This window comes from Sphingomonas caseinilytica (assembly GCF_023516455.1).
GTDB lineage: Bacteria > Pseudomonadota > Alphaproteobacteria > Sphingomonadales > Sphingomonadaceae > Sphingomicrobium > Sphingomicrobium caseinilyticum.
Genome location: NZ_JAMGBA010000001.1, coordinates 1,070,982 through 1,092,772 on the forward strand (window position 1 = coordinate 1,070,982; position 21,791 = coordinate 1,092,772).

Sequence of the window (21,791 nt, forward strand, 5' to 3'; positions counted from 1 at the left end):
CAATGACGAGTAAGGGGTAAGATGCGCACCAAGGAAACTCCGGAAGGCCGTTCGGTCCGCCTGCTCCGCGTCGGGGAGCAGGTGCGCCATGTGCTGAGCGAAATCCTTCAGCGCGGCGACGTGCATGACGATACGCTTCAAAGCCACCTTGTCAGCATCACCGAAGTGCGCATGTCGCCCGACCTGCGTCACGCCACGGTGTTCGTGAAGCCCCTGCTCGGCCAGGACGAGGAAGCGGTGCTGAAGGCGCTCCGCACGAACACTGCCTATTTGCAACGTGAGGTCGCTGGCCGCGTGCGCATGAAATATGCGGCAAAGCTCAAATTCCTCGCCGACGAGAGCTTCGACGAGGGAAGCCACATCGACAAGCTACTTCGTTCCGACCACGTCGCGCAGGACCTCGACGAAGAGTGATCGACGGTCTCGACGCGCCAATGACCGGCGACGGTTGCCGGGCGGAACTGTTCGGCGACCAATGGCGCGAACCGCTCAAGGCGGCCTGCGCGGAAGACCCCGACATCTGGCCCATCTATTCGATCAGCTTCGACCCCGATCATTTCGACCAGAGCATCGATGCCTTCTCGAATGCCAAGCTCAACCGTACGTTCGTTTTGTTTGAGGGCGACGAGCTTGCCGGCATGTCGAGCTTCATCGGGATCGACGAAAGCCGGCAATGCCTCGAAATCGGCGGTACTTATTACCGGCCGCACCTGCGCGGCACAGGCTTCAACCGCCGGGTCAAGGACATGATGCTCCGCCGCGCCTTCGATTGCGGCTTCCGGCGGATCGAGTTCCGCGTCGACGAGCGCAACAAGCGCAGCCAGGCCGCGATGACCAAGCTGGGAGCGGTCCGCGAAGGTGTGCTCCGCGCCGACCGCATCACCTGGACCGGCCATGTCCGCGACACAGTTCTCTTCTCGATCCTTCAGGACGAGTGGCAATAACTCCCCTCATTTTCGTCATCCCCGCGAAAGCGGGGACCCAGCCAAGTAAAAATCTAGGTTCCCGCTTTCGCGGGAATGACGAATAAGGGGCAAATGGTCCGGTCGACTCTCTTGCTCGCCAGCCTCTTGCTCGCCTCCCCTTCGGTGGCGCAAGCGCCTGGCCTCACAATCAAGACCGGCGAAAGCTGGATGTTCGCGATCAGCCGCGGCCAGCCCGTTCGCGCGCACAAGGTCGAACCGACGGTCAAGCCAAAGCCCGGGCAGGTATTGGTCTCGCTACGCTCGATGATGGGCACCAGCCTGTCGATCGCCAGCAACAATCCGCAGGCCTATACCTACAGTGCCGAGCTGATCGGCGCCGACAAGTCCGTGCCGGTCCGCTCCTGCACCCTGCCCGCCAACGGCCGCCTGTCGTTCGAGCATTGGCCCCAGAAAGCGGCCGCGGTCCGCATCCGCGACTTCAAGATCGCGACCAAGGACGGCAGCTGCCCCTGATGGCCAAGCTCTATTTTTACTATGCGGCGATGAACGCCGGGAAATCGACCACGCTGTTGCAGGCCGACTTCAACTATCGCGAGCGCGGCATGCAGACGATGCTGTGGACCGCCGCCCTCGACGAGCGGGCCGGCACCGGCATCATCGGGTCGCGCATCGGCCTGGAGACGGAAGCGAACCGCTATGCCGAGGACACCAACCTGTTCGACGGTGTCGTCAAGGAACTCATCAAGCGCAAACTGGACTGCATCCTGGTCGACGAGGCACAGTTCCTCACCCGCGATCATGTGCTCCAGCTTTGCCGGATATCGGACGAACTGAAGATTCCGGTCCTGTGCTACGGCCTGCGTACCGACTTCCTCGGCAACCTTTTCCCGGGATCGGCGGCGCTCCTTGCACTCGCCGATTCCCTCATCGAGCTAAAGGCCGTTTGCGAGTGCGGGCGGAAGGCGACGATGAACCTTCGCGTCGATGCCGAAGGCCATGCCGTCGGCTCCGGCGATCAGACGGAAATCGGGGGCAATGACCGGTACGTCGCCCTATGCCGCAAGCATTTCTTCGAACGCCTCAAGGAAGGCGAAGCGAGGCAATTGAGCCTGGGCATCGCGCGCTAGCGACTGGCGTCACTCGTCATCGTCGTCGTATAGAAGCGAAATATTGACGCCGCGGTCCGGAAGCCACTTCCAGAGAAATACGATATTCAATGCGGCTCCGCTCACCTGGTACAGGCCGGCGGCGACGATCATCGCGGCCGGTTCGCCGCTGCGGATCGCAAAGGCGGCGGCCGCTCCCAGCGTGCCGAGCGCAAAGGCGATAAATCCGCCCAGATGATGCGGGATATAGGGTTCCAGCTTGCTGTGCCAATTGAGCCCGCGTCCCGTCCGCGCGGCTGCGTTCCCGAAGGGGCCGAATACGGTGAGCAGCGTCTTGGAAAGGCGATAGGTCAGCAGCCGCCGGCCGAAGATGACCGAATATTGCGCCACTTCTTCGAACTTGAGCGGCTGGTCGACGATCTGCTTCGGGATGCGCGGTTCTCGCGGCCACCAGCGGAGGACGGCATAGGCGATCCATTCGCGCAAGCCGAATGCGAGCGCGAAAAGCGTCACGTCCCAGCCCGCCGCCCAGGCAATGGTCGCCGTCACCAGCCCGCTGCAGGTCAGCGCCAGCCGGAAATAGGGCGAAGCAGTCTTCATGTCCGCCAGGCGCAAATGGCGGGCCGGCATGCCCAACGCCAGGAACGGCAGATAGGCCGCGATCTGGTCCTGCCCGATCGACTTCAGGCCCTCGACCAGCAGGGCGATCACGATCAATCCGGTAATCAAGGCAAGCGTCTGGAGGCGGAATGAGAAGCGCTTTGCCTGACGCTTGACGACGCGGGATGCTTTTGACCGGAGCTTGAGCGCTGTTGGCGTCGCAAGCCGCAGCATCAGCTGCGTTCCCCGCACGAACGTCACCGCCGCCAGCAATCGCGCCGCATCGGCATGGCCGATCGCAAGCACGATCACCGCCCACATCGCCGCCGTGGCGGCAAGCGGCAAATACTCGCGCCAGGCGAGCTGCTTGATTTTCTTTTTCCTTGTCATCCGAGCCAGGCGCGGATCGGCTCACGGCGGGAATGGCCGATTGCCTGAAGGTAGCGGAAAGCCTGGATGAGGACGGACATGACACTCCATGCGGCGCAAAGCACGAATGCCTCCGCGGTCCCGCCGGTTAAAAGGCCGACGGTCATGATCAACAGGATGATGTTCCGCCGCGAAATAATCATCCGAAATCTTGAATCGAACCGCTTCCACATGAACGGATTGAATCCGAAGCGAGCCTTGAATCCCTTTTCAAGAACCCGGCCGATCAAATAGGTCGCGAGGATCACCCAGCAAGACGTCCACACCCACTTATTTCCCGGCGCGACCCGGTCGATGCCAAATGCCAGGCACAGCCACCACAAGGGCGGGTGGATAATGTCATTGCCATGGTCGAGCCGGTTTCCAAACGCGCTGGAAGTGATCGTGACCCGCGCAAGCTTTCCGTCAACGGTATCGAGCAGGGTCATCAGCCAAGCTGCCGCCATGCCGGTTACAAGATTGCCGACGTAGAATTGCCACCCGGCCACGAACGTCAGCACAAGGCCAAGGATCGTCACGAAATTGGGGCTAAGACCCAGCACAGCGGCGCCGCGCGTCAGCCAAAGGGCCGGTTCGGGCCATGCATATTTCGTGACCACATCGGTCACGCCCTTGTAGACGCTGGAAAATAGCTTGCGTTCGATCGTGGAGCGCGGCTGTTCGCCAAGCGAAAGGGCGAGCGGCTCCAGCGTCCGGCGAAGCTTGCGAACATAGACCGAACCGATCGTATCGGCGCTGGCCAATGTAAGCCCGCCTTCTCCAACGATCGCTTTCTTTGCGACATCAATCTCGGCCGGCCCGACCACCACAGCCAACGGGCGCCCCTTCGTCGAAGTCACGACCGTCCCGCAATGATCCGCCAGCCAGGCAATGGTGTCGTCGGACAGCACTGCTGATGCATGTGCAATGAGCTGCCTTTCCCCGAGGTTCCCGCATTGCCGGCCAAGCCGCTCGGCGGGCTTCATTCCGAACAGTTGCTGGTCGCACTCGCCGACGATTGTAAGCAAATGAACTCTAGCTCCCGAGGCCGATGCGCGGACTTATGGTCAAAGCGGACAGGCTTGTCTATCGCGCCGCCCATGGCGCTCAACGGCTGGATCATCATCGACAAACCGATCGGGCTGGGCTCGACCCAGGCCGTCGGCGCTGTGAAGCGCATGCTGAGGGAAGCCGGCGAGCCCAAGACCAAGGTCGGCCATGGCGGCACCCTTGATCCGCTCGCCAGCGGGATCCTGCCGATCGCGCTCGGGGAGGCGACCAAGCTCGCCGGGCGGATGCTGGATGCGACCAAGTCGTACGACTTCACCATCCGCTTCGGCGAGGAGACGGATACGCTGGATTTGGAAGGGAAGGTCATTGCGACAAGCGATGTTCATCCTAGCCAAGACGAAGTCGATGCGATTTTGCCTCGGTTCACCGGACCGATCGAGCAGGTGCCGCCGGCCTTCTCCGCGCTGAAAGTAGATGGCGAACGCGCCTACGACCTCGCGCGGGCGGGGAAGGAGGTTGAGCTCAAGTCACGAAGCGTGACGGTGCATTCCCTCTCAACTTGTCGCCCCAGCGAAGGCTGGGGCCCATGTCAGGTAGAGAAGACCGAACCGTACGACATGGATGCCAGCCTTCGCTGGCATGACGGATTAAGAGAAATCACCCTCTCCGCCACCGTATCCAAGGGCACCTACATCCGAAGCCTCGCTCGCGACATTTCCCATGCGCTGGGCACCGTCGGCCATGTCACCATGCTCAGGCGGACCAAGGCCGGCCCCTTCGCCCTCAATCAGGCGATTTCGCTGGACTTTCTGCAAGATGCCGCTAAGGCGCGCCGACTGACGGAGACGGTTCTCCCGCTTGAGGCGGGTCTGGACGACATCCCGGGCCTCCCCGTCACCCCCGAACAAGCAAAGCTGCTCCGTCATGGACAGCAGCTTTTCGGGATCCCCGCGGTGCCGGGGCTTCACCTTGCGACGGACGGCGAAACGCCGGTCGCCTTGGTCGAAGCTTCGGACGACGGCCTCCGGGTCGTGCGCGGGTTCAACCTATGAGAGACAAGGAGTGATTGATGTCGATTACCGCTGAGAAGAAGCAGGAACTGATCAAGACGCATGCGCGCGCCGCCGACGACACGGGTTCGCCCGAAGTCCAGGTCGCGATCCTGACCGAGCGCATCGTCAACCTGACCGAGCACTTCAAGACCCACGCGAAGGATAATCACTCGCGCCGCGGCCTTCTGATGCTGGTCAACAAGCGTCGCTCGCTGCTCGATTATCTGAAGCGCGAAGACGCGGCCCGCTACACGGACCTGATTACAAAGCTGGGCCTCCGCAAGTAACGAAATTCAGAAGGGCGCCAACTCGGCGCCCTTCGCCATTAGGGGCCTCCCGCAATTCGGCGGACGGCCTTGGGGGCAATATCAGGCCCCGCACCGCTCGCAGACCGGATCTGTCTGCAACTAGCTGACCCCGCCGGCATCCGGCCGCCGGGTAAAGGAAATAATATGTTTGATATCAAAACCGTAGAAATCGAGCTCGGCGGAAAGACCCTGAAGCTCGAAACCGGCCGCGTTGCCCGTCAGGCTGACGGCGCCGTTCTGGCCACCCTCGGCGAAACCGTCGTCCTCTGTGCCGTTACCGCCGCCAAGTCGGTGAAGCCGGGCCAGGACTTCTTCCCGCTGACCGTCCACTACCAGGAAAAATTCTCGGCCGCCGGCCGCATCCCGGGCGGCTTCTTCAAGCGCGAGCGCGGCGCGACCGAAAAGGAAACGCTGACCAGCCGCCTGATCGACCGTCCGATCCGCCCGCTGTTCCCGGAAGGCTTCTACAATGAAGTCCTGGTGATCGCGCAGGTCCTCTCCTACGATGGAGAGAATGAGCCGGACATCGTGGCGATGATCGCCGCCTCCGCCGCCCTCACCATCTCCGGCGTTCCGTTCATGGGCCCGATCGGCGCTGCCCGCGTCGGCTACCAGGACGGCGAATATATCCTCAACCCGACCCAGGCCCAGATGAAGGAAGGCCAGCTCGACCTCGTCATGGCCGGCACGCCCAACGCGGTGATGATGGTCGAATCCGAAGCCAAGGAGCTTTCGGAAGAGGTCATGCTCGGCGCCGTCATGTTCGGCCACGAAGCCAGCCAGAAGGTCTGCAAGGCGATCATCAGCCTGGCCGAAAAGGCCGCCAAGGACCCGTGGGAACTCGACCTGCTCGACGACAGCGCGGACACCAAGGCCAAGCTCAAGGACGTCATCGGCAAGGACCTTGCCGCCGCCTACAAGCTGACCAACAAGCAGGAGCGCCAGACCGCGATCAACGAAGCCCGCGCCAAGGCCCGCGAAGCCTTCGCCGAGCTCGAAACGTCGAATCCGGCCGCCTACCTCGCCACCCTGAAGCTGGTGAAGAAGCTTGAGGCCGACGTCGTCCGCGGCGCCATCCTCAAGGAAGGTCACCGCATCGACGGCCGCGACACGAAGACGGTCCGCCCGATCGAGGCGATGGTCGGCTTCCTGCCGCGCACTCACGGCTCGTCGCTGTTCACCCGCGGTGAAACCCAGGCGATCGTCACCACCACGCTCGGCACCAAGGATGCGGAGCAGATGATCGACGGCCTCGACGGCCTCAGCTACTCGCGCTTCATGCTGCACTATAACTTCCCGCCCTATTCGGTCGGCGAAGTGGGCCGCTTCGGCGCTCCGGGCCGCCGCGAAGTCGGACACGGCAAGCTCGCCTGGCGCGCGCTTCACGCCATGCTGCCGACGGCGGAAGAGTTCCCCTACACGATCCGCGTCCTCTCCGACATTACGGAGAGCAACGGTTCCTCGTCGATGGCCACCGTCTGCGGCGGCAGCCTTGCGATGATGGACGCCGGCGTGCCGATGGCGCGTCCGGTTGCCGGCATCGCCATGGGCCTCATCCTCGAAGGCAAGGACTTCGCGGTGATCAGCGACATCCTGGGCGACGAGGATCACCTCGGCGACATGGACTTCAAGGTTGCCGGCACCAGCGATGGCATCACCGCACTGCAGATGGACATCAAGGTCGCGGGCATCACCGAGGAGATTATGAAGGTCGCCCTCGCCCAGGCCAATGAAGGCCGTGCGCACATTCTTGGCGAAATGGCCAAGGCGCTCGACCACACCCGCACCGAACTGTCGGCCCACGCGCCGCGGATCGAAACGATGCAGATCGCCAAGGACAAGATCCGCGAAGTGATCGGCACCGGCGGCAAGGTAATCCGCGAGATCGTCGCCACCACCGGCGCCAAGGTCGACATCGACGACGAAGGCCTGATCAAGATCAGCTCGTCCGACCTGTCGCAGATCGAGGCCGCTCGCGCCTGGATCCACGGCATCGTCGCGGAGCCGGAGCCCGGCACCATCTACACCGGCAAGGTCGCCAGCATCGTCGATTTCGGCGCTTTCGTGACCTTCATGCCCGGCAAGGACGGCCTGGTTCACGTGTCCGAGATCAAGAACGAGCGCGTCGAGAACGTCCGCGACATCCTGTCCGAAGGCCAGGAAGTTAAGGTCAAGCTCCTCGAGGTCGATCCGCGCGGCAAGGTTCGCCTGTCGATGCGTCTCGTCGACCAGGAAACCGGCGCCGAGCTGGAAGACACCCGCCCGCCCCGCGAACCGCGCGAAGACCGTGGTCCGCGCGGTGACCGTGGTGATCGCGGTCCGCGCCGTGACGGCCGTGGCCCGCGTCGCGACGGCGGCGACCGTGATCGTGGACCCCGCCGTGAAGGCGGAGACCGTGGCGACCGTGGACCTCGTGGTGAAGGTCGGGGCGGCGAAGGCCGTGGTGACCGTGGTCCCCGTCGTGAAGGCGGCGACCGCCAGCGCGACGACGGCCCCGCGCCCGAGTTCGCTCCTGCGTTCCTGCGGAACGACGACGAATAATCGTCATCGCGAGGACCCCGGACTTGTCCGGGGGCCGTGGCGATCCAGCTGGATTGCTTCGCTCCGCTCGCAATGACGGGCAAAAAAATGAAGGGCCGCTCCGCAAGGGGCGGCCCTTTTGCTTTGCCTATTCCGGCCCGCCCAACTTGGCCTTCAGGAAAGCAACCACCTTCGGCCAGCTATCCGCTCGAGCCACCCAATTGCCTTCCTCCGTACCGCCAAGCTTGCTGACCCAGGCATCCTTGGACGCTGCCGACCGGGGCGCTCCCGCCACGCCATGGCCCGCGTCCTTGTACCGAAGCACCACCGGCTGCGGCGCACCCTTCGCCTTCGCCCGTTCGACGATCTGGTCGGTCATCGGGCAGCTTGGCCACAATTTCTCCGCCTCGCCGCAGATCAGCATCAGCGGGCCATTGTACTTCTCCACCGGGATCGCGGCGTCGGGGTTGCTGTCCAGCTCCTTCAGGCCGTTCACGAAGACCGGCATCAGGCCCTCGCTGCCCGGCTGCCCCTTATAGGCAAGGTGCGCGACCGGCTCCCCCTTCTCGCTCCATGAGGAGCTGAACGAGCCCAGCACATAATTCTCAGCGCTCATCCCGTCCCACACCACGCTGGACGGCATGCCGAGCACCGCCGCGCCGATGCCCGGATAGCGGGTCGCGACCAGCAGCCCCGCCTCCGCCCCTTTCGAATATCCGACAATCGCGATGCGCCCGGCATCGACCCCCGGCTGCTTCTTCAGCCAGTCGAGCGCGCGGTAGAAATCCTCCAGCGGAATATTGACCAGCTTCGCCGATTTGCCCGGCGCATTGTGATAGGCGAGCTGCAGCGTGCTGAATCCCTCGGCCTGCAGCAGCAGCGCCTGTGCCTGCGCCCCCTGGCTCAATCCCCCCTCGGACCCGCCGAGCAGCAGCACCGCCGGATGAGGCCCCTCACCCGCCGCCGGGAAGTAGTTGCCAAGCACCCCCGCCGCATCGATCCGCTGTCCGGTAGGCCCGGCCTCGACCAGCTTCGCCGGCTTCGGCGGAAGGCTCGCCATCCAAGCCCCGCCACCCGCGCCAATCAGTACCACCGCTCCAACCACGCCCAGCGCGATCTTCCATCCCCGTTTCATGCGTCGTTCCTTTGCGGAAGCTTCATTGCGATCATGCAACGGCATGGGGTGCGGAGGGAATGAGAATCGAATTTCGATGAACGGCCGAAGGGTGTGGGCGAGATGTCGTGATCCAGCGTCGCATCGCAATTAGGCTTGGCGCCGTGCCAGGGCAAATGGCAGGAATGGGTGGAAAGCGGTCATTAACTTGACGTCTACAGTTGCGGCTTTAGCGTCGCAGTATGGGGGCCGCTCTAGGCGGACAGTTGCGTAACCGGGGGATTTTTCATGAGAAAATTGAGTGCGCTTTCGGCGGCGATGGTTCTTAGCTTGGCTGGGCAACCGATAGCGGCGTTTGCGGCACAAGGGTCTGTAAGATGGGTATTTTGCTCCTATCAACGAGCGGGTGCAGCATACGCCACTGATCTTACCGAGGTGTTCGCAGTTCCGGACACGGGGCAGCACGTCTATTCTTCCGACTGGTATAAAGCCATGGAGGCTGACACCGACAGCCGGAGATCGACAAATCTTTCCTGCCCCGATGATGACACCCGCGAGAAAAGCGAGTCTCGACGTCAGGAGAAGATCGATTTCTACCTAGGAAGAGGGGCAGAGATTGGTACCCTCGCGACGCCGTCAGTCCCGAAGGTGCGGACCAGCACTCCGGCGTCTTCGAAAGTGGCTGATAAGGCCGCGCCAAAGTCGCGAGATACGCAGGCGAAGGAACCAGTCGCTGGCGGTCCGACGGCTGCCGAGATTGCCGCCGAAAAGCATCGCGCCGTCGAGGAACGAAATCGGGCCGCGCAGGAAAAATATGAGGCCGAACTCGCCGAGCAGAAGCGCAAGGTCGAGGAATATGAGCAGGCCCAGGCGGACGTCGCACGAAAGAAAGCCGAACAGGCCGCTGCCGCTCAGGCTGCGATGGCTGCGCATGACGCCCAGCTTGCAGTCGCTGCCGAGGCGCAGCGCAAGCATGAAACCGACCTTGCGAAATATGAGCAGGAGGTCGCAGCCCAGAAACTTCGCAAGGACTTTGACGAGCGTCACAAGCTTGGCCAGGCGTCGACTGATGCCGACGCCAATCAATGTGTCACTGAGCCTGAAACCCAGCTCAACGCATCCTTCCAGGGAAACACGGCGGCAAGCGTCATCAACGGTTGTGGCAAGCCGGTCGACGTCCGCATTTGCCTGATGACCGAGAAGGGCTGGAATTGCGGCGTGACCTACGGGCTCGGATCGCAGCAGCGCTGGAGCCACTCCAGCTTCAATGCCACCGGGCAAGTGTTTAGCGATGCGAGGACGTCGGGCAGCAGCCGGGCGCTTGCGTCGCCGAACTAACCGTGACTTAGCGTCCGCTTTGGGTCGAAAGCTGCCATTAGCAGCGTCGTTCTCGACCCCTCATCTGGACCGAGTCGACTCGAATTCTGCGAACTCGCACATGCCTGCACTTCCGCCTCATGCCCCCGGCCTACGGCTTCAAAAACTCTCCAACCACCTCAACAAATTCCTCGTCGTCCGCCCCAGCGTTGGGCGAATGATCGCCGCCCGGCACGATCCACAGCGCGGACTTGGAGATCGCGCCGTACATCGCGACCGGGATCGACACCGGGAAGAATTCGTCGCGGTCGCCGTGGACGATGAGCGTCGATGCCTTAACCTTGGCGAGGTCGGCGGTGGTAAGGTTCATGTCGTTGGTGCTGGTTGCAAAGGCCGAGAATTGGCTGACCAGATCCTTTACCTGACCATCGCCGCGCGTGGCGCATTTGCGAAAACCGTCAAGCACCGGCGGCGGCAGGCCGTCCTTCGCGACCCCACTGAGCATTGCCCGTGCCTGCTCCTGGAACTCGTAGGCCGCGCCAACCACCACCATCTTCGACAGCCGGTCGGGATGGCTAGTGGAAAGTTGCAGCAGGGTCATTCCGCCGCTGCTGAAGCCGATCGCCCGGGCTTGGGCGATGCCTAGGTTATCCATCAGTGCGCGGACGTCCTCGGCGGCCTGGCGGTGGGAGAATTTGTTCGACGGGTTGGTCGAGCGGCCATGGCCGCGCGCGTCGACGGTGATGACTCGGTATTGCTTGGCCAGTTCAACCGCCGTCGGCGCCCACTCCGCCGCGCACATACCGAAGCCATGGAGCAGGATCAGCGGCTCGCCACTTCCCCGAACGTCATAATAAAGCTCGACGCCGTTGACCTTGACGCTCTCGGCGGCTGCCGGAGCGTGGAACGCAAGTGCGGCTGCAACGGCCGCGATCAGGACCCTGTTCATGACACCCCCCGATTATAACGGGCGGCTCGTAGCATAGTTGGCATCGCGGCGTGAAATTCAGCTGTCCTACAGCCCCCAATTTATGGCTTATCCTCGTCGATGAGCACGACCCCCTTCAACTGGACCGAATTCGAAGCCGAATTCGAGGATACCAGCACCAAACACATTCCCTTCACCCCCGTCCGTCGCCTCCGCGCCCGGCGGCGCGCGTGGTCGAAGGGGGTGCAGCGGGCATTCGCCCTAACCTCCGTTAGTGCGAAGATTAGTGAAGATTGGCGCCCCCTGCCCCTTGGTGACCGTGACCATTTGTGAAGATTCGCGGGTGCGGAACCTCCCCGGGACCCAAAACCCTATCCGCGAGTTTCACGTGCGTAGGGCAAGAGCGGGCACATTGGGAGAAATGACGTGCTTGCATTGCTTGCGGCTGCCCTCGCGGCGACACCCCCATCATTCGCTGCCGAACCCTCCATCGTCGTCGAAGTCCCCGCCGGAGAAGTCGCCGTCGCGAAGCCCGCCGACGATAGCGAGATCCTCGATAGCAGCGTCGCCTGGTGGGAGAAGATCACCGTCACCGTCGACGACAAGGGGAAGCAGCACAGCTGCCGCTATGAGGCCAGCCTGTCGGGCGAGGGCGCGAAGGCCTGCGACAAGGCCATGGCGGCCAGTGTCGAGGCAGGGAGCAGCGGCCAGGCGGGCGTCTTGTCGAAGGTCACCTTCGAACGGCGGTTCAGCCCCGGAGGCCGCGTGGACAGCGGGCAGCTACAGCCGGGCGATACCTTGCTTGGTCGGCAGGTGATGTACCTGACCTTCGACGCCGACGGGGCGGTCGAGTCCTGCAAGGTGGTAGCGGTCTCGGGCGATACGCCGCCGACCTACAATTGCGACGCCGCCAAGAAGGAGCAGTTCCGCGCGCAGGCGAGCGCCGACGCCGGCGCAGCGCGGCAGGCCTTCCTGACGATCCTCGCCTACGGCCATACCGAGGAGATTGTTTGAAAAAGGGAAGGATGGCAGGGACTCGCAAGCCATTGGCGCGATTGAGCAAAACGGGGAAAGGATATGCTGTATTAGCGCCGCTCCCGGGCCGCGACAGTAACAGTATCCGCGGCTGGGTTTGATCGTCTGGGGAGAATGATCGGGTAACGGCGTCGGGGAGGGTGGAAGCGTTTGCCCCCTTTTTTCGTTTCAGCCCTCCCCAATCGCCGGACGCCTCTATGACTGGCCGTCAGCCAGCATCAGTCCGGCGATTGTCTTACCGCGTTGGACAGTTCAGTCCCCGCCTCTCCCGTCGAACGGATCCTCACCGCTGTGATAAGTGCCGCCATGGTCGCAGGTGTTCACGTCCAGCATGCGATAGATAAGGCAACGGCCGACAATCGCCGTCAACGCAAGATACACTGCAACGGCATAGCTGATGATCTCGCCCCAACCTTCGACGAAGTTGGTCATTGCCAAGAATCCCAGCAAGGCAGCAAAGCACAGCCTCGCCACCCGATCGGCCGAACCGACATTCTTCACCATATTCGACGCTCCTCCACTTGGGCCCCCGGCGCCTCCCAATGCGGCGCCGTCCACGCGGCGCAAGCGGCCTGAAATACAGAGGCCGCCGCGTCGACCATATCGTAGACATATTCGCCGGAAAGAGCCAATCCCGGGGTGATAAAAACGCCATGCCGTTGCCAATAAATCGCTTTCCGGCCATAGGACCGCGCGTGAGCGTACGCCTTCTCCTTTTCATGTTGGTTGCAACCGCCCTGGCCTTCGCGCCCTTCGTGATGCCGATGGCAGAGGCAAGCGCGGCTCCAGCCGGGCATCATGAGGCGGCAATGAATGGCTCCATGGCGGGCCACTGCGACGATACTCCCGCCCCTGCCCCGGCCAAATCGGATCACCACAAGGCAAAGCCCTGCTGTGCCGCCGGATGCATGGCGGCGGCGACGATACCGACGGCGGGCGATGCGGCCGTTGTCCTGACCCATGTTGCCAAGCGCCCGGGTCTCGACCGTTTCCATCGCGGCCATCTGGCGGAGATCGCAACGCCGCCTCCGCGACGTGCGTGAAATCGAACGAACCGACAAACTCGATTTCACGAAAGACTAAATCATGAAGACTTTAATTGGCGCGATCGCGCTTGCGATTGCCGTTCCCGCCGTGGCCCAGACTGCCCCGGCGACCGACCCTCACGCGGGCCATGCCGAGCAAGGCAAGGCCAAGCATGACTGCAAGGCATGCTGCGAGAAGATGAAGGGCAAGGACGGCAAGATGGAATGCATGGAAAAGAAGGGCGAGGCCGACGCGGCCAAGTCCGGCCATGCAGGTCATGAAGGCCATAGCGGCCACTGACCGGTCCGGGGCGCTGCCCTAGCGTGGCGCCCCTCACCTTTCCCACGCGTTTGACGGAGTATCACGGTGAAGACCGCATTTCTGGCGGCGACAGCGCTTGGCGCGATCGCGACTGCCACCCCTGCCCAGGCCCAGCATATGGGTCACGAACAGCATCAGCCCCCCGCCCAGCCCGCTCCCCAGCCGGTGCAGAAGCAGGAGCCGGTCGCTGACCATAGCCAGATGGGCCACGGCCAGATGGACCACAGCCAGCATGCCATGCCGCAGCCCGCTGCGGACGAACATGCAGTACACGACATGTCGATGACCGGGGCGCTCGGCGCGTATCCGATGGCCCGCGAGGCGTCCGGCACCGCCTGGCAACCGGACAGTAGCGAGCATGGTGGCCTCCATGTGATGAGCGGCGACTGGACCTTCATGGCCCATGGCAAGCTCGACCTGGTCTACAGCTGGCAGGAAAAGCCCCGAGGCGACGACAAGGTCTTCGTCCCCGGTATGCTGATGGGAATGGCCCGCCGGCCGGTCGGCGACGGAACGCTGCAGCTCAAGGCGATGGTCAGTCCCGATCCGCTGATGGGCAAGCGCGGCTATCCGCTGCTCCTGGCCAGCGGCGAGACAGCCGACGGCCATGAACCGCTGGTCGACCGCCAGCACCCGCATGATTTCTTCATGGAACTATCGGGCAGCTTTTCCCAGAACGTCGGCCCCAAGAGCAGTGTCTTCCTCTACGCCGGCCTGCCGGGCGAGCCTGCATTCGGACCTCCAGCCTTCATGCATCGCCAATCGATCAGCGCCTCTCCCGAAGCTCCGATCACCCACCATTGGCTGGACTCGACGCACATCACCTTCGGCGTGCTGACGGCCGGTTTCGTCCACGACAATGCCAAGATCGAAATTTCGCGCTTCAATGGCCGCGAACCGGACCAGCATCGCTGGAACATCGAGACCGGCCCGCTGGATTCGACCTCGGTTCGGCTGTCCTGGAATCCGATCTCGACCCTGGCCCTGCAAGGCAGCTGGGGACATTTCGAAGATTCCGAGCAGCTGGAGCCCGGCGTCGATCAGAAGCGCTGGTCGGTGAGCGGAACCTTTACCCGGCCGACAAAGACCGGATTCTGGTCGACCTCCCTCGCCTGGGGACGCAAGACGATCGATGGTGACAGCTTCGACGCATTCGCACTGGAAAGTTCATTGAACTGGCAGGACTGGACGCTGTTCGGCCGGGGCGAGATCACCGAGAATAACGAACTGGTCGTCGACCATGATGACGAAGGCGACCATCATGGCGAGGCGTTCCGTGTCGGCAAGATCAGCGTCGGGCTGCTTCGCGAATTCGCGATCGTGCCGAAGCTGAAGCTTGGGCTCGGCGGACTCTACGCCTTCAATTTCGTCCCCGGGGAAATCGAGGGCGCATATGGTGGAAACCCCAATGGAGCGATGGCATTCGCGCGACTAAGGCTCGAATAGCTGTCCGCAATACTCAAATCGGTGGCGTAATCCCTCAAGTTTTCCTGTTAGGCGCGGTTAAGCCTGAAAAGAAAAGCCTTCTGGGGAGAATGCCTAAATGTCTGGGAAATTTCGCGTAAATGCCTGCGCTAGTGCCTTTGCACTGGCTATGGCTCTTAGCTCCACGTCTGCCTTTGCGCAGGACGCCGCCACCGATCCGGCGGCGGCGCCCGCAACGGAAGCCGAAGCTGCCGTCGATGCTGCCGAGCCGGCCGCGGACGCGAATGCGGGTGACGACACGACAATCGTCGTCACCGCCCAGAAGCGCTCAGAAAACGTCCAGGATGTGCCGATCTCGATCGTCGCATTCTCGGGCGACACGCTGGAGAAGAACAACGTCGTCAACCTGGAAGGCCTGACCAAGGTCACGCCGAACCTGAGCGTCGCCAAGGGTGCGCAGACCTCCTACGTCCGCCTCGCGATCCGCGGTATCGGCGCGGCCAGCAACACCACGGTCGAGCCCAGCGTCGCCGTCTTCCTCGACGGCGCCTATGTTCCGCGCGTCGGCGCGGTCGTCAGTTCGATGCTCGATATGGAAAGCGTCGAAGTGCTGCGCGGCCCGCAGGGCACCTTGTTCGGCCGTAACGCCAGCGTCGGCGCGGTTTCGTTCCATACGGCGCGTCCGAAGCTCGGCGATTTCTCGGGCGAAGTGACCGGCGAGATCGGCAACGGCGACCGCTACAAGCTGACCGGCTTCGTCAACGTTCCCGTCGGCGAGAATTCGGCGTTCCGTCTCGCCGGGTCGCAGCAGTGGTTCAAGGGCTTTTGGCACAACAACCTCGACGACAAGCAATACGGCGGCACCGACGACTCCATCGTCCGCGGCAGCTTCCGCACTGAACAAGGTCCGCTCGAGTGGATCGTTCGCGCCGACTACGCCAAGATCAGCGGCGACGGAGCGACCAACATCGACTTCGATCCCACCAGCGTCACAGCCGCGCAATTCAATATCTTCGCCAATGTCGTAGGTCTCGGCGCTCCGGACACGGACCTTAAAGACAACGACATGAACCAGTTCGTCACTGCCGACGTCGATGACGAGCAGTGGGGTATCAACAGCACCCTGTCCTGGGATGTGGGCGGCGGTTCGACCGTTCGCCTGATCAACAATTATCGCGACTGGGAGAATGAGCAGCTGGACGGTGACGTGCTTTTCGCGCCGTCGCCCGTCCTGTCGCGCACCGGAACCTTCGATTCGAAGAGCCAGAACCACGAATTGCAGTTCATCTCGCCGACCGAGCAGTGGCTTGACGGCCGCCTCGACCTCGTCGCGGGCCTCTACTACTTCCACGAGAAGTATCAGCAGGGCGAAAACCTGCACATGAACACGCAGTTCTGCAAGATCGCACCGGCCGCTGCAGTGGGTCTCTGCAATACCTTCCTCGCCGCCAATGGCGGAACCAAGGAAAATGCGACGGTCCAGGTCGTGAACCAGAAGGTGGATAGCTATGCCGCCTATGCGCAGGCCAACTTCCACTTCACCGACCAGCTGTTCGCAACGGCCGGCGGACGCTTCAGCAAGGACAAGAAGGAAGGTGACTACGACCAGCAGACCAATGCGTTGCTGGCCGCCGTGCGCGCCACGGAATCTCTGACCTTCCCTGACGTGAATGACGAGAAGTTCACCTATCGCCTCGGCCTCAACTATGAGCCGAACGAAGACTTGCTGTTCTTCGGCAGCTATTCGACCGGTTACAAGTCGGCCGGCTACAATAGTGGCGCCGGTTCGCCGTCGCTGACGACGGTCGCCGGCCAATTCGTTCCCGAGCGCCGCGTATTCGACCGCGAAACGACGGAAAACTGGGAGCTGGGCGCGAAGACCAGCTGGTGGAATCGCAGGCTGACCGCGAACCTCACCTTCTACCGGATGGACATCAAGGGCTTCCAGGACCGCGCGTTCGACGGGACCAGCTTCACTGTTCGCAACGCCGGTAACCTGCGTCATCAGGGCTTCGAGCTCGACGTCGTCGGCAAGCCGCTGCGCAACCTGTCGCTGTACGCCAACGCCGCTTACCTCGATTCCGAGTTCACGGAATATGACAATGCACCGGGCCTTCCGGGTTGCGCGCCGCGAACCATTGCCGGCGTTCCGACGATCCCAGCCGCATGCTTGGGGCTGCCGTTCCAGGGACAGCGGCAGGACCTAAAGGGTGTTTCAGCAACCTTTGCGCCCAAGTGGAGCGGCCGCGTCGGGTTCGACTGGACCGGCGATGTGGGCTCGACCGGCATGACGTTCGACCTGAACTCGAACGCCTCGTTCGTGTCGCATCACTTCGGCGGCCTTCAGAATGACGGCAACCCGCAGACCATCATCGATGGCTATGTGTTGCTCGGCGCCCGGGCGACCCTCAACGGCCAGGACGATCGCTGGTCGGTCTCGCTGTTCGGCAACAACCTGCTCGACAAGCAGTATGAGGCCGGCAACCTGTACCAGTTGCTGGGAACCAACCTGCTTCAGAATAACGGCATCTTCACCGGAAGCACGGCCGTCCGGCGCCTTCACGCAGATCCGCGCACCTACGGTGTGTCGGGTACCTTCCGCTTCTAGTTCCGAGTTGGGGAGGGGGGGGGAGCCCGGCGCCGGTCCACTGCGTCGGGCTTTTCCAACCAAGCAGTATCCCAAGGGCCGCTTCGTAGAGGCGGTCCTTCCTCCCTTTAGTAGTTGAGTATCTAGTCCCTGGGGAGGGTTAAGCCCGGCGCCAGTCCACGGCGCCGGGCTTTTCTATGGCTAGGCCGCGGCCAATCGCTCAAGCAGCGGCATCGCGCCGTCCCAGCGGCCATAGCCGGCAGCGGGGTTCAGATGCCCGACATCGCCAGCATCGTGGAGCTCGGCGCCCCAGGCGCGGGCTAGCCCCGCAACCTTTTCAAACTGGGCAAGCGGATCGTTGCGGCTTGCGGCAACGATGGCGCGGAATGGAAGGAGCTTGCGCGGGATGGGCATCCATCCGTTGGCAGCAAGGTCGTCAAAGCTCGGATATCCCGCAGGCAGCGGATTCTCGACGTCCGCCGGCGTTGCCAGCAGAGCGCCCCGAATACGCCGCGTCGGGGCAAGAGCCCAGTTGGCAACCATCAACGCCCCGGCGCTGTGCGCCGCGATCACGACATCGCCATCGATGCTGGTAAGCGCAGCGTCGAGCGCATCGACGCGGGCCTTGCGGCTTAATCGATCTTCGGTCAGCGGCTCCACCGTTACCGAACCCGGAATCTCCGCGGCCAGCAGCGTCTGCCAATGCTCCGCGACATGATCCCTGAGGCCAGGCACGAACAGGACGGTCACATCGTTTAACGCACTCAAATCCAGCCTCCCCAGATGGCAAGCAGGGCAAGGCCCGCGATGAACAGCGTCTCAAGGATCATGAGCACGACCGGCTTCCATCCGATATCGACGATTTCACGAAAGTGGGTTTTGACGCCGAGGGCCGCGATCGCCGCGACCAGGCACCAGCGTGAAGCGGTGTTCCCCGCTTCGCGGACGAATTCGGGCACTGGAACCAATGTGTTGAACACGACCAGCGCGGCAAAGGCAGTGACGAACCAGGGCAGCAGCGGCGGTCGATCACCCTCGCCGTGGTCGCCGTGGGAGCGCGCCCATATGCCGATGCAAAGGATGACAGGCAGCAGCATCGCGACACGCATCAATTTGACGACGGTCGCCGTGTCGCCGGCCTCCGGCGAGATCGCATATCCGGCACCGACGACCTGGGCCACGTCGTGGATCGTCGCGCCGATGAAGACGCCGGCATGATGGTCATCGAACCCGAATAGATTGGAAATGGCGGGGTAGAGGATCATCGCGATTGTCGACAGCGTTGATACGCCGATGATGGTGAAGCCGGTCGCCCGTTCCTTCCGATCGTCATGCGGAAGTGCGGCGGAAATCGCCATTGCCGCCGAAGCACCGCAAATCGCGGTTGCACCACCGGACAGCAAGCCGAACTCCGGCTTGAAGCCCATCTTCTTCGCTGCCCAGATCGAACCCAGGATTGTTATCGTCACAACGCCGATCACCAGTGCGACGGGCTTCCACCCCAGGGCTGCAACCTGCTGCAAGGTGATCCGGAAACCGAGCAGCGCGACGCCCAGTCGCAGGACCGTACGCGAGGCAAAGCTGATCCCGGCCTTGCAGCGGTCGACTTCGCTCAGGAAGTTCATCGCCATGCCAAGCAGCAAGGCGAACAGCATCACCGGACCGGAATAATGATCCGCGAGGAAGGCTGCGGCCCCGGCAATCACCAGCGATGCAAGAAGGCCCGGCCCAATCCCGCCGAAGGCAGGGAGCCGCAACGCTCGAACTCCATTCATCCAACTACTCCGCGAAGGCGACTTCTGCCCGCGAGGACTGGCGGGCAGCCAGGAAAACCAAGGCTGCCGCTATGCTGGCGACAGGCAGCCACCGCAAGGCCCCGAGCAGGCCAATCTGATCGGCAAGCCAACCGGTCAGGATCGGGCCGGGGGCCAGGCCAAGAAAGTTGTTGGCGAGCGTGAGCGTCGCAAACGCGGTTCCGTGAATCGCTGCCGGCGTGAGGCCCGCGACCGTTGCGCCAGCAGGACCAGCGGTCGCGGCGGCAAGGAAGATGGCGAGACCAAGCAGCATCAGTTGCGGCGGTCCGGCCGGCAACATCAACGCCGCGCCCAGCAGGATTGCGCACGACAGGCTGTAGCCCACGGCGAGCTTCATTCGCTGCTCGGGACTGCTGAACATGCGATCGCTAATCATGCCGGTGACGATCATCCCGACACCGCAAATCGCAAGGAACAGTGCGGCGAGCTTCGCAGCACCGTCGACGGGAAGATGGTAGTAGCGGCTGAAGTAGGTCGGCAGCCATGCCGGCAAGGCACCGGCGACGAACAGCTGCAATCCGCTTCCGACATAGACGCATTTGAGTGTGCGCCCGGCGAATAGACTTCCGAGCTTTGGAAAAGCCTTCTTGCGCTCATAGGGCTGCTGTCCGGCCTTCTCCGCGACCGCCGCCAGCCGCCGTTCGCCGATGAGGATCGGATAAAGGACGGCAAGCGCCAATCCGGACAAGGCGATGACCATGAACGCCATCCGCCAGCCGTGCGAAGCGGCAACTGAACCGCCGATGGCGACCCCCAGGACCTGGCCCAGCAATCCGCCAGCCATGAACGCTGCGGACAGGGTCGCTCGCAGTCGCGTCGGAAAGGCGCTGACCACGACGGCAATGCCGACGCTGCCATAGGCCGCCTCGCCGACGCCGACGAGGATCCGCCCAGCCAGCATTTGCTCGTAATTCTGGGCGACTGCGCAAAGGAGCGTCGCGAGGCTCCACAGGATCGCCATAGCGGTCAGGCTTTTGACGCGGCCCCAACGGTCGGCGATCAGCGAGAGCGGGAAGGTCAGCAGGCCCACCATGATGGCCACGACGCCACTCAACAAGCCTAGCTGGCTGTCGCTCAATGCCCATTCGGACTTGAGCAACGGGAACACGGCATTCAAGACCTGCCGCGCCATATAGTCGGAAATAAGCAGGCCGAACGTCAGCGCGAAGACGACCCACGCGTAACGCGGGATCGGAAGCTGGCGTTCGGTTGCTTCAGTCATGCGGCGTACCGGTTGGGAAGTGCACGGCGACCGGGCTCGCGGTTCGGCACCATGCCGAGTTGAGCCAGCGTCTCGTCGACGCTGTTATACTGTACACCGATCTTGTAGATTTCGCGCGCTTCCTTGGCGGTCGCGACTTCGCGGCCGAGTTCCTTGGCGATCCGCACCAGCTGTTCGACCTGCTGGACCGACGTGATCTTGTTGCCGTCGGGGCCGTAGAGCGTATCCTCGTTGCCGCAGCGCACGTGCATGCCAAGCGCCATGGCCATGACATTGATCGGCAGAACGTTGCGCATGACCGACTCCCCGGTGACGGTCGAACCATCGGGAGCGCGGCGGACGAATTCCATGAAATTGTTCGGATTGGGACCGTCGAAGCCGCCGCCGATGCCGACCCAGGTGAGGTTCAGCGGGCCGTTGTAGTGGCCGCGGCGGATCAGGCGTTCGACCGTTTCCAGATCCGGCATGCAGGTCAGCTGGAAGTGCGGCTGGATGCCGGCGGCGACCAGGCGGCGGAGATGCTCCTCGACCCATTCCGGACCGGCCGGAACGACCATCTCACGATAGGCATGATAGGTGGCCGGATCGGCCAGGCTGGTCTGCTTGTATTCGGCGTCGCTCATCAGATCCATGATGTTCATCTGCGTCGTGTTGACGGCGATGGTCACCTGGTCCGGCTTCGGGGTCAGTTCGGCCAGCATGTGGCGCGTGTCGTCTGACAGCCACTTGGCCTCGGCCCCCTCGCCCTCCGGCGCGAACGAGATCGACCCGCCGACCTGAAGGATCATGTCGGGTACGGCCTGGCGAAGCAGGCCGAGCAGCTCGTTGAACTTGGACAGGCGCTTCGAGCCCTTCCCGTCCAGCTCGCGGACGTGGATGTGCAGCACGGTCGCGCCGGCGTTGTAGCAATCGACCGCTTTCTGGACGTGCTCGTCCATCGTCAGCGGAAGGTCTTCGGGGAAGTCTTCTACCGCCCATTCCGGGCCATAGGGGGCGACGGTGATGACCAGCTTGTCCTGGGTCTCAGGCAAGAGAGAGTCGTCGAGGAACTGCATGGGTAGTCTCCCAGAT

General features: G+C 63.0%; 22 protein-coding genes. 13 read left to right on the plus strand and 9 right to left on the minus strand.

The annotated features are described in order from the left end of the window. The first annotated feature begins 21 nt into the window (after window positions 1–21). From rbfA to LZ496_RS05415, 4 genes are all read left to right on the plus strand, one after another. Entirely contained in the window at window positions 22–414 is a 393-nt protein-coding gene (gene rbfA, locus LZ496_RS05400; RefSeq protein WP_249903564.1) for a 30S ribosome-binding factor RbfA, read from the plus strand. Next, on the plus strand, window positions 411–944 hold the full coding sequence (locus LZ496_RS05405; protein WP_249903565.1) for a GNAT family N-acetyltransferase: 534 nt from the start codon (window positions 411–413) through the stop codon (window positions 942–944). The genes rbfA and LZ496_RS05405 overlap by 4 nt, the downstream gene beginning before the upstream one ends. 93 nt (window positions 945–1,037) lie before the next feature. Next, window positions 1,038–1,439: a hypothetical protein gene (locus tag LZ496_RS05410; RefSeq protein ID WP_249903566.1), complete on the plus strand. Its 402-nt coding sequence runs from the start codon at window positions 1,038–1,040 to the stop codon at window positions 1,437–1,439. Next, window positions 1,439–2,053: a thymidine kinase gene (locus LZ496_RS05415; RefSeq protein ID WP_249903567.1), complete on the plus strand. Its 615-nt coding sequence runs from the start codon at window positions 1,439–1,441 to the stop codon at window positions 2,051–2,053. Before LZ496_RS05410 ends, LZ496_RS05415 begins: the two co-directional genes overlap by 1 nt. Window positions 2,054–2,062: 9 nt before the next feature. On the opposite strand, the gene LZ496_RS05420 is transcribed toward LZ496_RS05415, so the two are convergent. Continuing rightward, complete coding sequence (locus LZ496_RS05420; RefSeq protein WP_249903568.1) at window positions 2,063–3,022, minus strand: hypothetical protein; 960 nt, start codon at window positions 3,020–3,022, stop codon at window positions 2,063–2,065. After that, complete coding sequence (locus LZ496_RS05425; RefSeq protein ID WP_249903569.1) at window positions 3,019–4,068, minus strand: CDP-alcohol phosphatidyltransferase family protein; 1,050 nt, start codon at window positions 4,066–4,068, stop codon at window positions 3,019–3,021. The genes LZ496_RS05420 and LZ496_RS05425 overlap by 4 nt, the downstream gene beginning before the upstream one ends. A gap of 72 nt (window positions 4,069–4,140) precedes the next feature. On the opposite strand from LZ496_RS05425, the gene truB reads away from it, so the two are divergent. From truB to pnp, 3 genes are all read left to right on the plus strand, one after another. Beyond that, window positions 4,141–5,103 (plus strand): tRNA pseudouridine(55) synthase TruB, encoded by a 963-nt coding sequence (gene truB, locus LZ496_RS05430; RefSeq protein ID WP_249903872.1) that lies wholly within the window; start codon window positions 4,141–4,143, stop codon window positions 5,101–5,103. A 17-nt stretch (window positions 5,104–5,120) separates the two neighbouring features. Next, the gene (gene rpsO, locus LZ496_RS05435; RefSeq protein WP_249903570.1) at window positions 5,121–5,390 is read left to right on the plus strand and encodes a 30S ribosomal protein S15; all 270 of its coding nucleotides are present in this window, start codon (window positions 5,121–5,123) and stop codon (window positions 5,388–5,390) included. A gap of 165 nt (window positions 5,391–5,555) precedes the next feature. Beyond that, window positions 5,556–7,952 carry a polyribonucleotide nucleotidyltransferase gene (gene pnp / locus LZ496_RS05440; RefSeq protein ID WP_249903571.1) on the plus strand — a complete coding sequence of 799 codons (2,397 nt, stop codon included), beginning with the start codon at window positions 5,556–5,558 and terminating at the stop codon, window positions 7,950–7,952. 127 nt (window positions 7,953–8,079) lie between these two features. Here the strand turns inward: pnp and LZ496_RS05445 are convergent, their stop codons facing one another. Further along, on the minus strand, window positions 8,080–9,066 hold the full coding sequence (locus LZ496_RS05445) for an acyl-CoA thioester hydrolase/BAAT C-terminal domain-containing protein (protein WP_249903572.1): 987 nt from the start codon (window positions 9,064–9,066) through the stop codon (window positions 8,080–8,082). Between the two features lie 657 nt (window positions 9,067–9,723). Here LZ496_RS05445 and LZ496_RS05450 point away from each other — a divergent pair. After that, the gene (locus tag LZ496_RS05450) at window positions 9,724–10,383 is read left to right on the plus strand and encodes a hypothetical protein (RefSeq protein WP_249903573.1); all 660 of its coding nucleotides are present in this window, start codon (window positions 9,724–9,726) and stop codon (window positions 10,381–10,383) included. A 130-nt stretch (window positions 10,384–10,513) separates the two neighbouring features. Here the strand turns inward: LZ496_RS05450 and LZ496_RS05455 are convergent, their stop codons facing one another. Further along, on the minus strand, window positions 10,514–11,311 hold the full coding sequence (locus LZ496_RS05455; RefSeq protein ID WP_249903574.1) for an alpha/beta fold hydrolase: 798 nt from the start codon (window positions 11,309–11,311) through the stop codon (window positions 10,514–10,516). A gap of 405 nt (window positions 11,312–11,716) precedes the next feature. Between LZ496_RS05455 and LZ496_RS05460 the strand changes: the two genes are divergently transcribed. Beyond that, window positions 11,717–12,304 (plus strand): hypothetical protein, encoded by a 588-nt coding sequence (locus tag LZ496_RS05460; protein ID WP_249903575.1) that lies wholly within the window; start codon window positions 11,717–11,719, stop codon window positions 12,302–12,304. A 273-nt stretch (window positions 12,305–12,577) separates the two neighbouring features. On the opposite strand, the gene LZ496_RS05465 is transcribed toward LZ496_RS05460, so the two are convergent. Then, window positions 12,578–12,829, minus strand: a complete 252-nt coding sequence (locus LZ496_RS05465; RefSeq protein ID WP_249903576.1) for a YgaP family membrane protein — start codon at window positions 12,827–12,829, stop codon at window positions 12,578–12,580. Window positions 12,830–13,020: 191 nt separating this feature from the next. On the opposite strand from LZ496_RS05465, the gene LZ496_RS05470 reads away from it, so the two are divergent. The 4 genes from LZ496_RS05470 (at window position 13,021) to LZ496_RS05485 (ending at window position 17,705) form a co-directional block, all read left to right on the plus strand. After that, on the plus strand, window positions 13,021–13,368 hold the full coding sequence (locus LZ496_RS05470; protein WP_249903577.1) for a hypothetical protein: 348 nt from the start codon (window positions 13,021–13,023) through the stop codon (window positions 13,366–13,368). Window positions 13,369–13,411: 43 nt separating this feature from the next. Then, on the plus strand, window positions 13,412–13,651 hold the full coding sequence (locus LZ496_RS05475) for a hypothetical protein (RefSeq protein WP_249903578.1): 240 nt from the start codon (window positions 13,412–13,414) through the stop codon (window positions 13,649–13,651). A 66-nt stretch (window positions 13,652–13,717) separates the two neighbouring features. Further along, complete coding sequence (locus tag LZ496_RS05480; RefSeq protein ID WP_249903579.1) at window positions 13,718–15,118, plus strand: hypothetical protein; 1,401 nt, start codon at window positions 13,718–13,720, stop codon at window positions 15,116–15,118. A gap of 148 nt (window positions 15,119–15,266) precedes the next feature. Next, window positions 15,267–17,705 carry a TonB-dependent receptor gene (locus LZ496_RS05485; RefSeq protein ID WP_249903580.1) on the plus strand — a complete coding sequence of 813 codons (2,439 nt, stop codon included), beginning with the start codon at window positions 15,267–15,269 and terminating at the stop codon, window positions 17,703–17,705. Window positions 17,706–17,885: 180 nt separating this feature from the next. On the opposite strand, the gene LZ496_RS05490 is transcribed toward LZ496_RS05485, so the two are convergent. Genes LZ496_RS05490 through LZ496_RS05505 form a run of 4 tightly spaced genes read right to left on the minus strand, consistent with a single transcriptional unit; the run spans window position 17,886 to window position 21,775 of the window. Next, window positions 17,886–18,434, minus strand: coding sequence for an RBBP9/YdeN family alpha/beta hydrolase (locus LZ496_RS05490; RefSeq protein WP_249903581.1), 549 nt, complete (start codon window positions 18,432–18,434; stop codon window positions 17,886–17,888). A 14-nt stretch (window positions 18,435–18,448) separates the two neighbouring features. After that, the gene (locus LZ496_RS05495) at window positions 18,449–19,459 is read right to left on the minus strand and encodes a YeiH family protein (RefSeq protein WP_249903582.1); all 1,011 of its coding nucleotides are present in this window, start codon (window positions 19,457–19,459) and stop codon (window positions 18,449–18,451) included. A 4-nt stretch (window positions 19,460–19,463) separates the two neighbouring features. Next, window positions 19,464–20,720, minus strand: coding sequence for an MFS transporter (locus LZ496_RS05500; protein WP_249903583.1), 1,257 nt, complete (start codon window positions 20,718–20,720; stop codon window positions 19,464–19,466). Beyond that, window positions 20,717–21,775 (minus strand): beta-keto acid cleavage family enzyme, encoded by a 1,059-nt coding sequence (locus LZ496_RS05505; protein WP_249903584.1) that lies wholly within the window; start codon window positions 21,773–21,775, stop codon window positions 20,717–20,719. The genes LZ496_RS05500 and LZ496_RS05505 overlap by 4 nt, the downstream gene beginning before the upstream one ends. Window positions 21,776–21,791 lie beyond the last annotated feature (16 nt).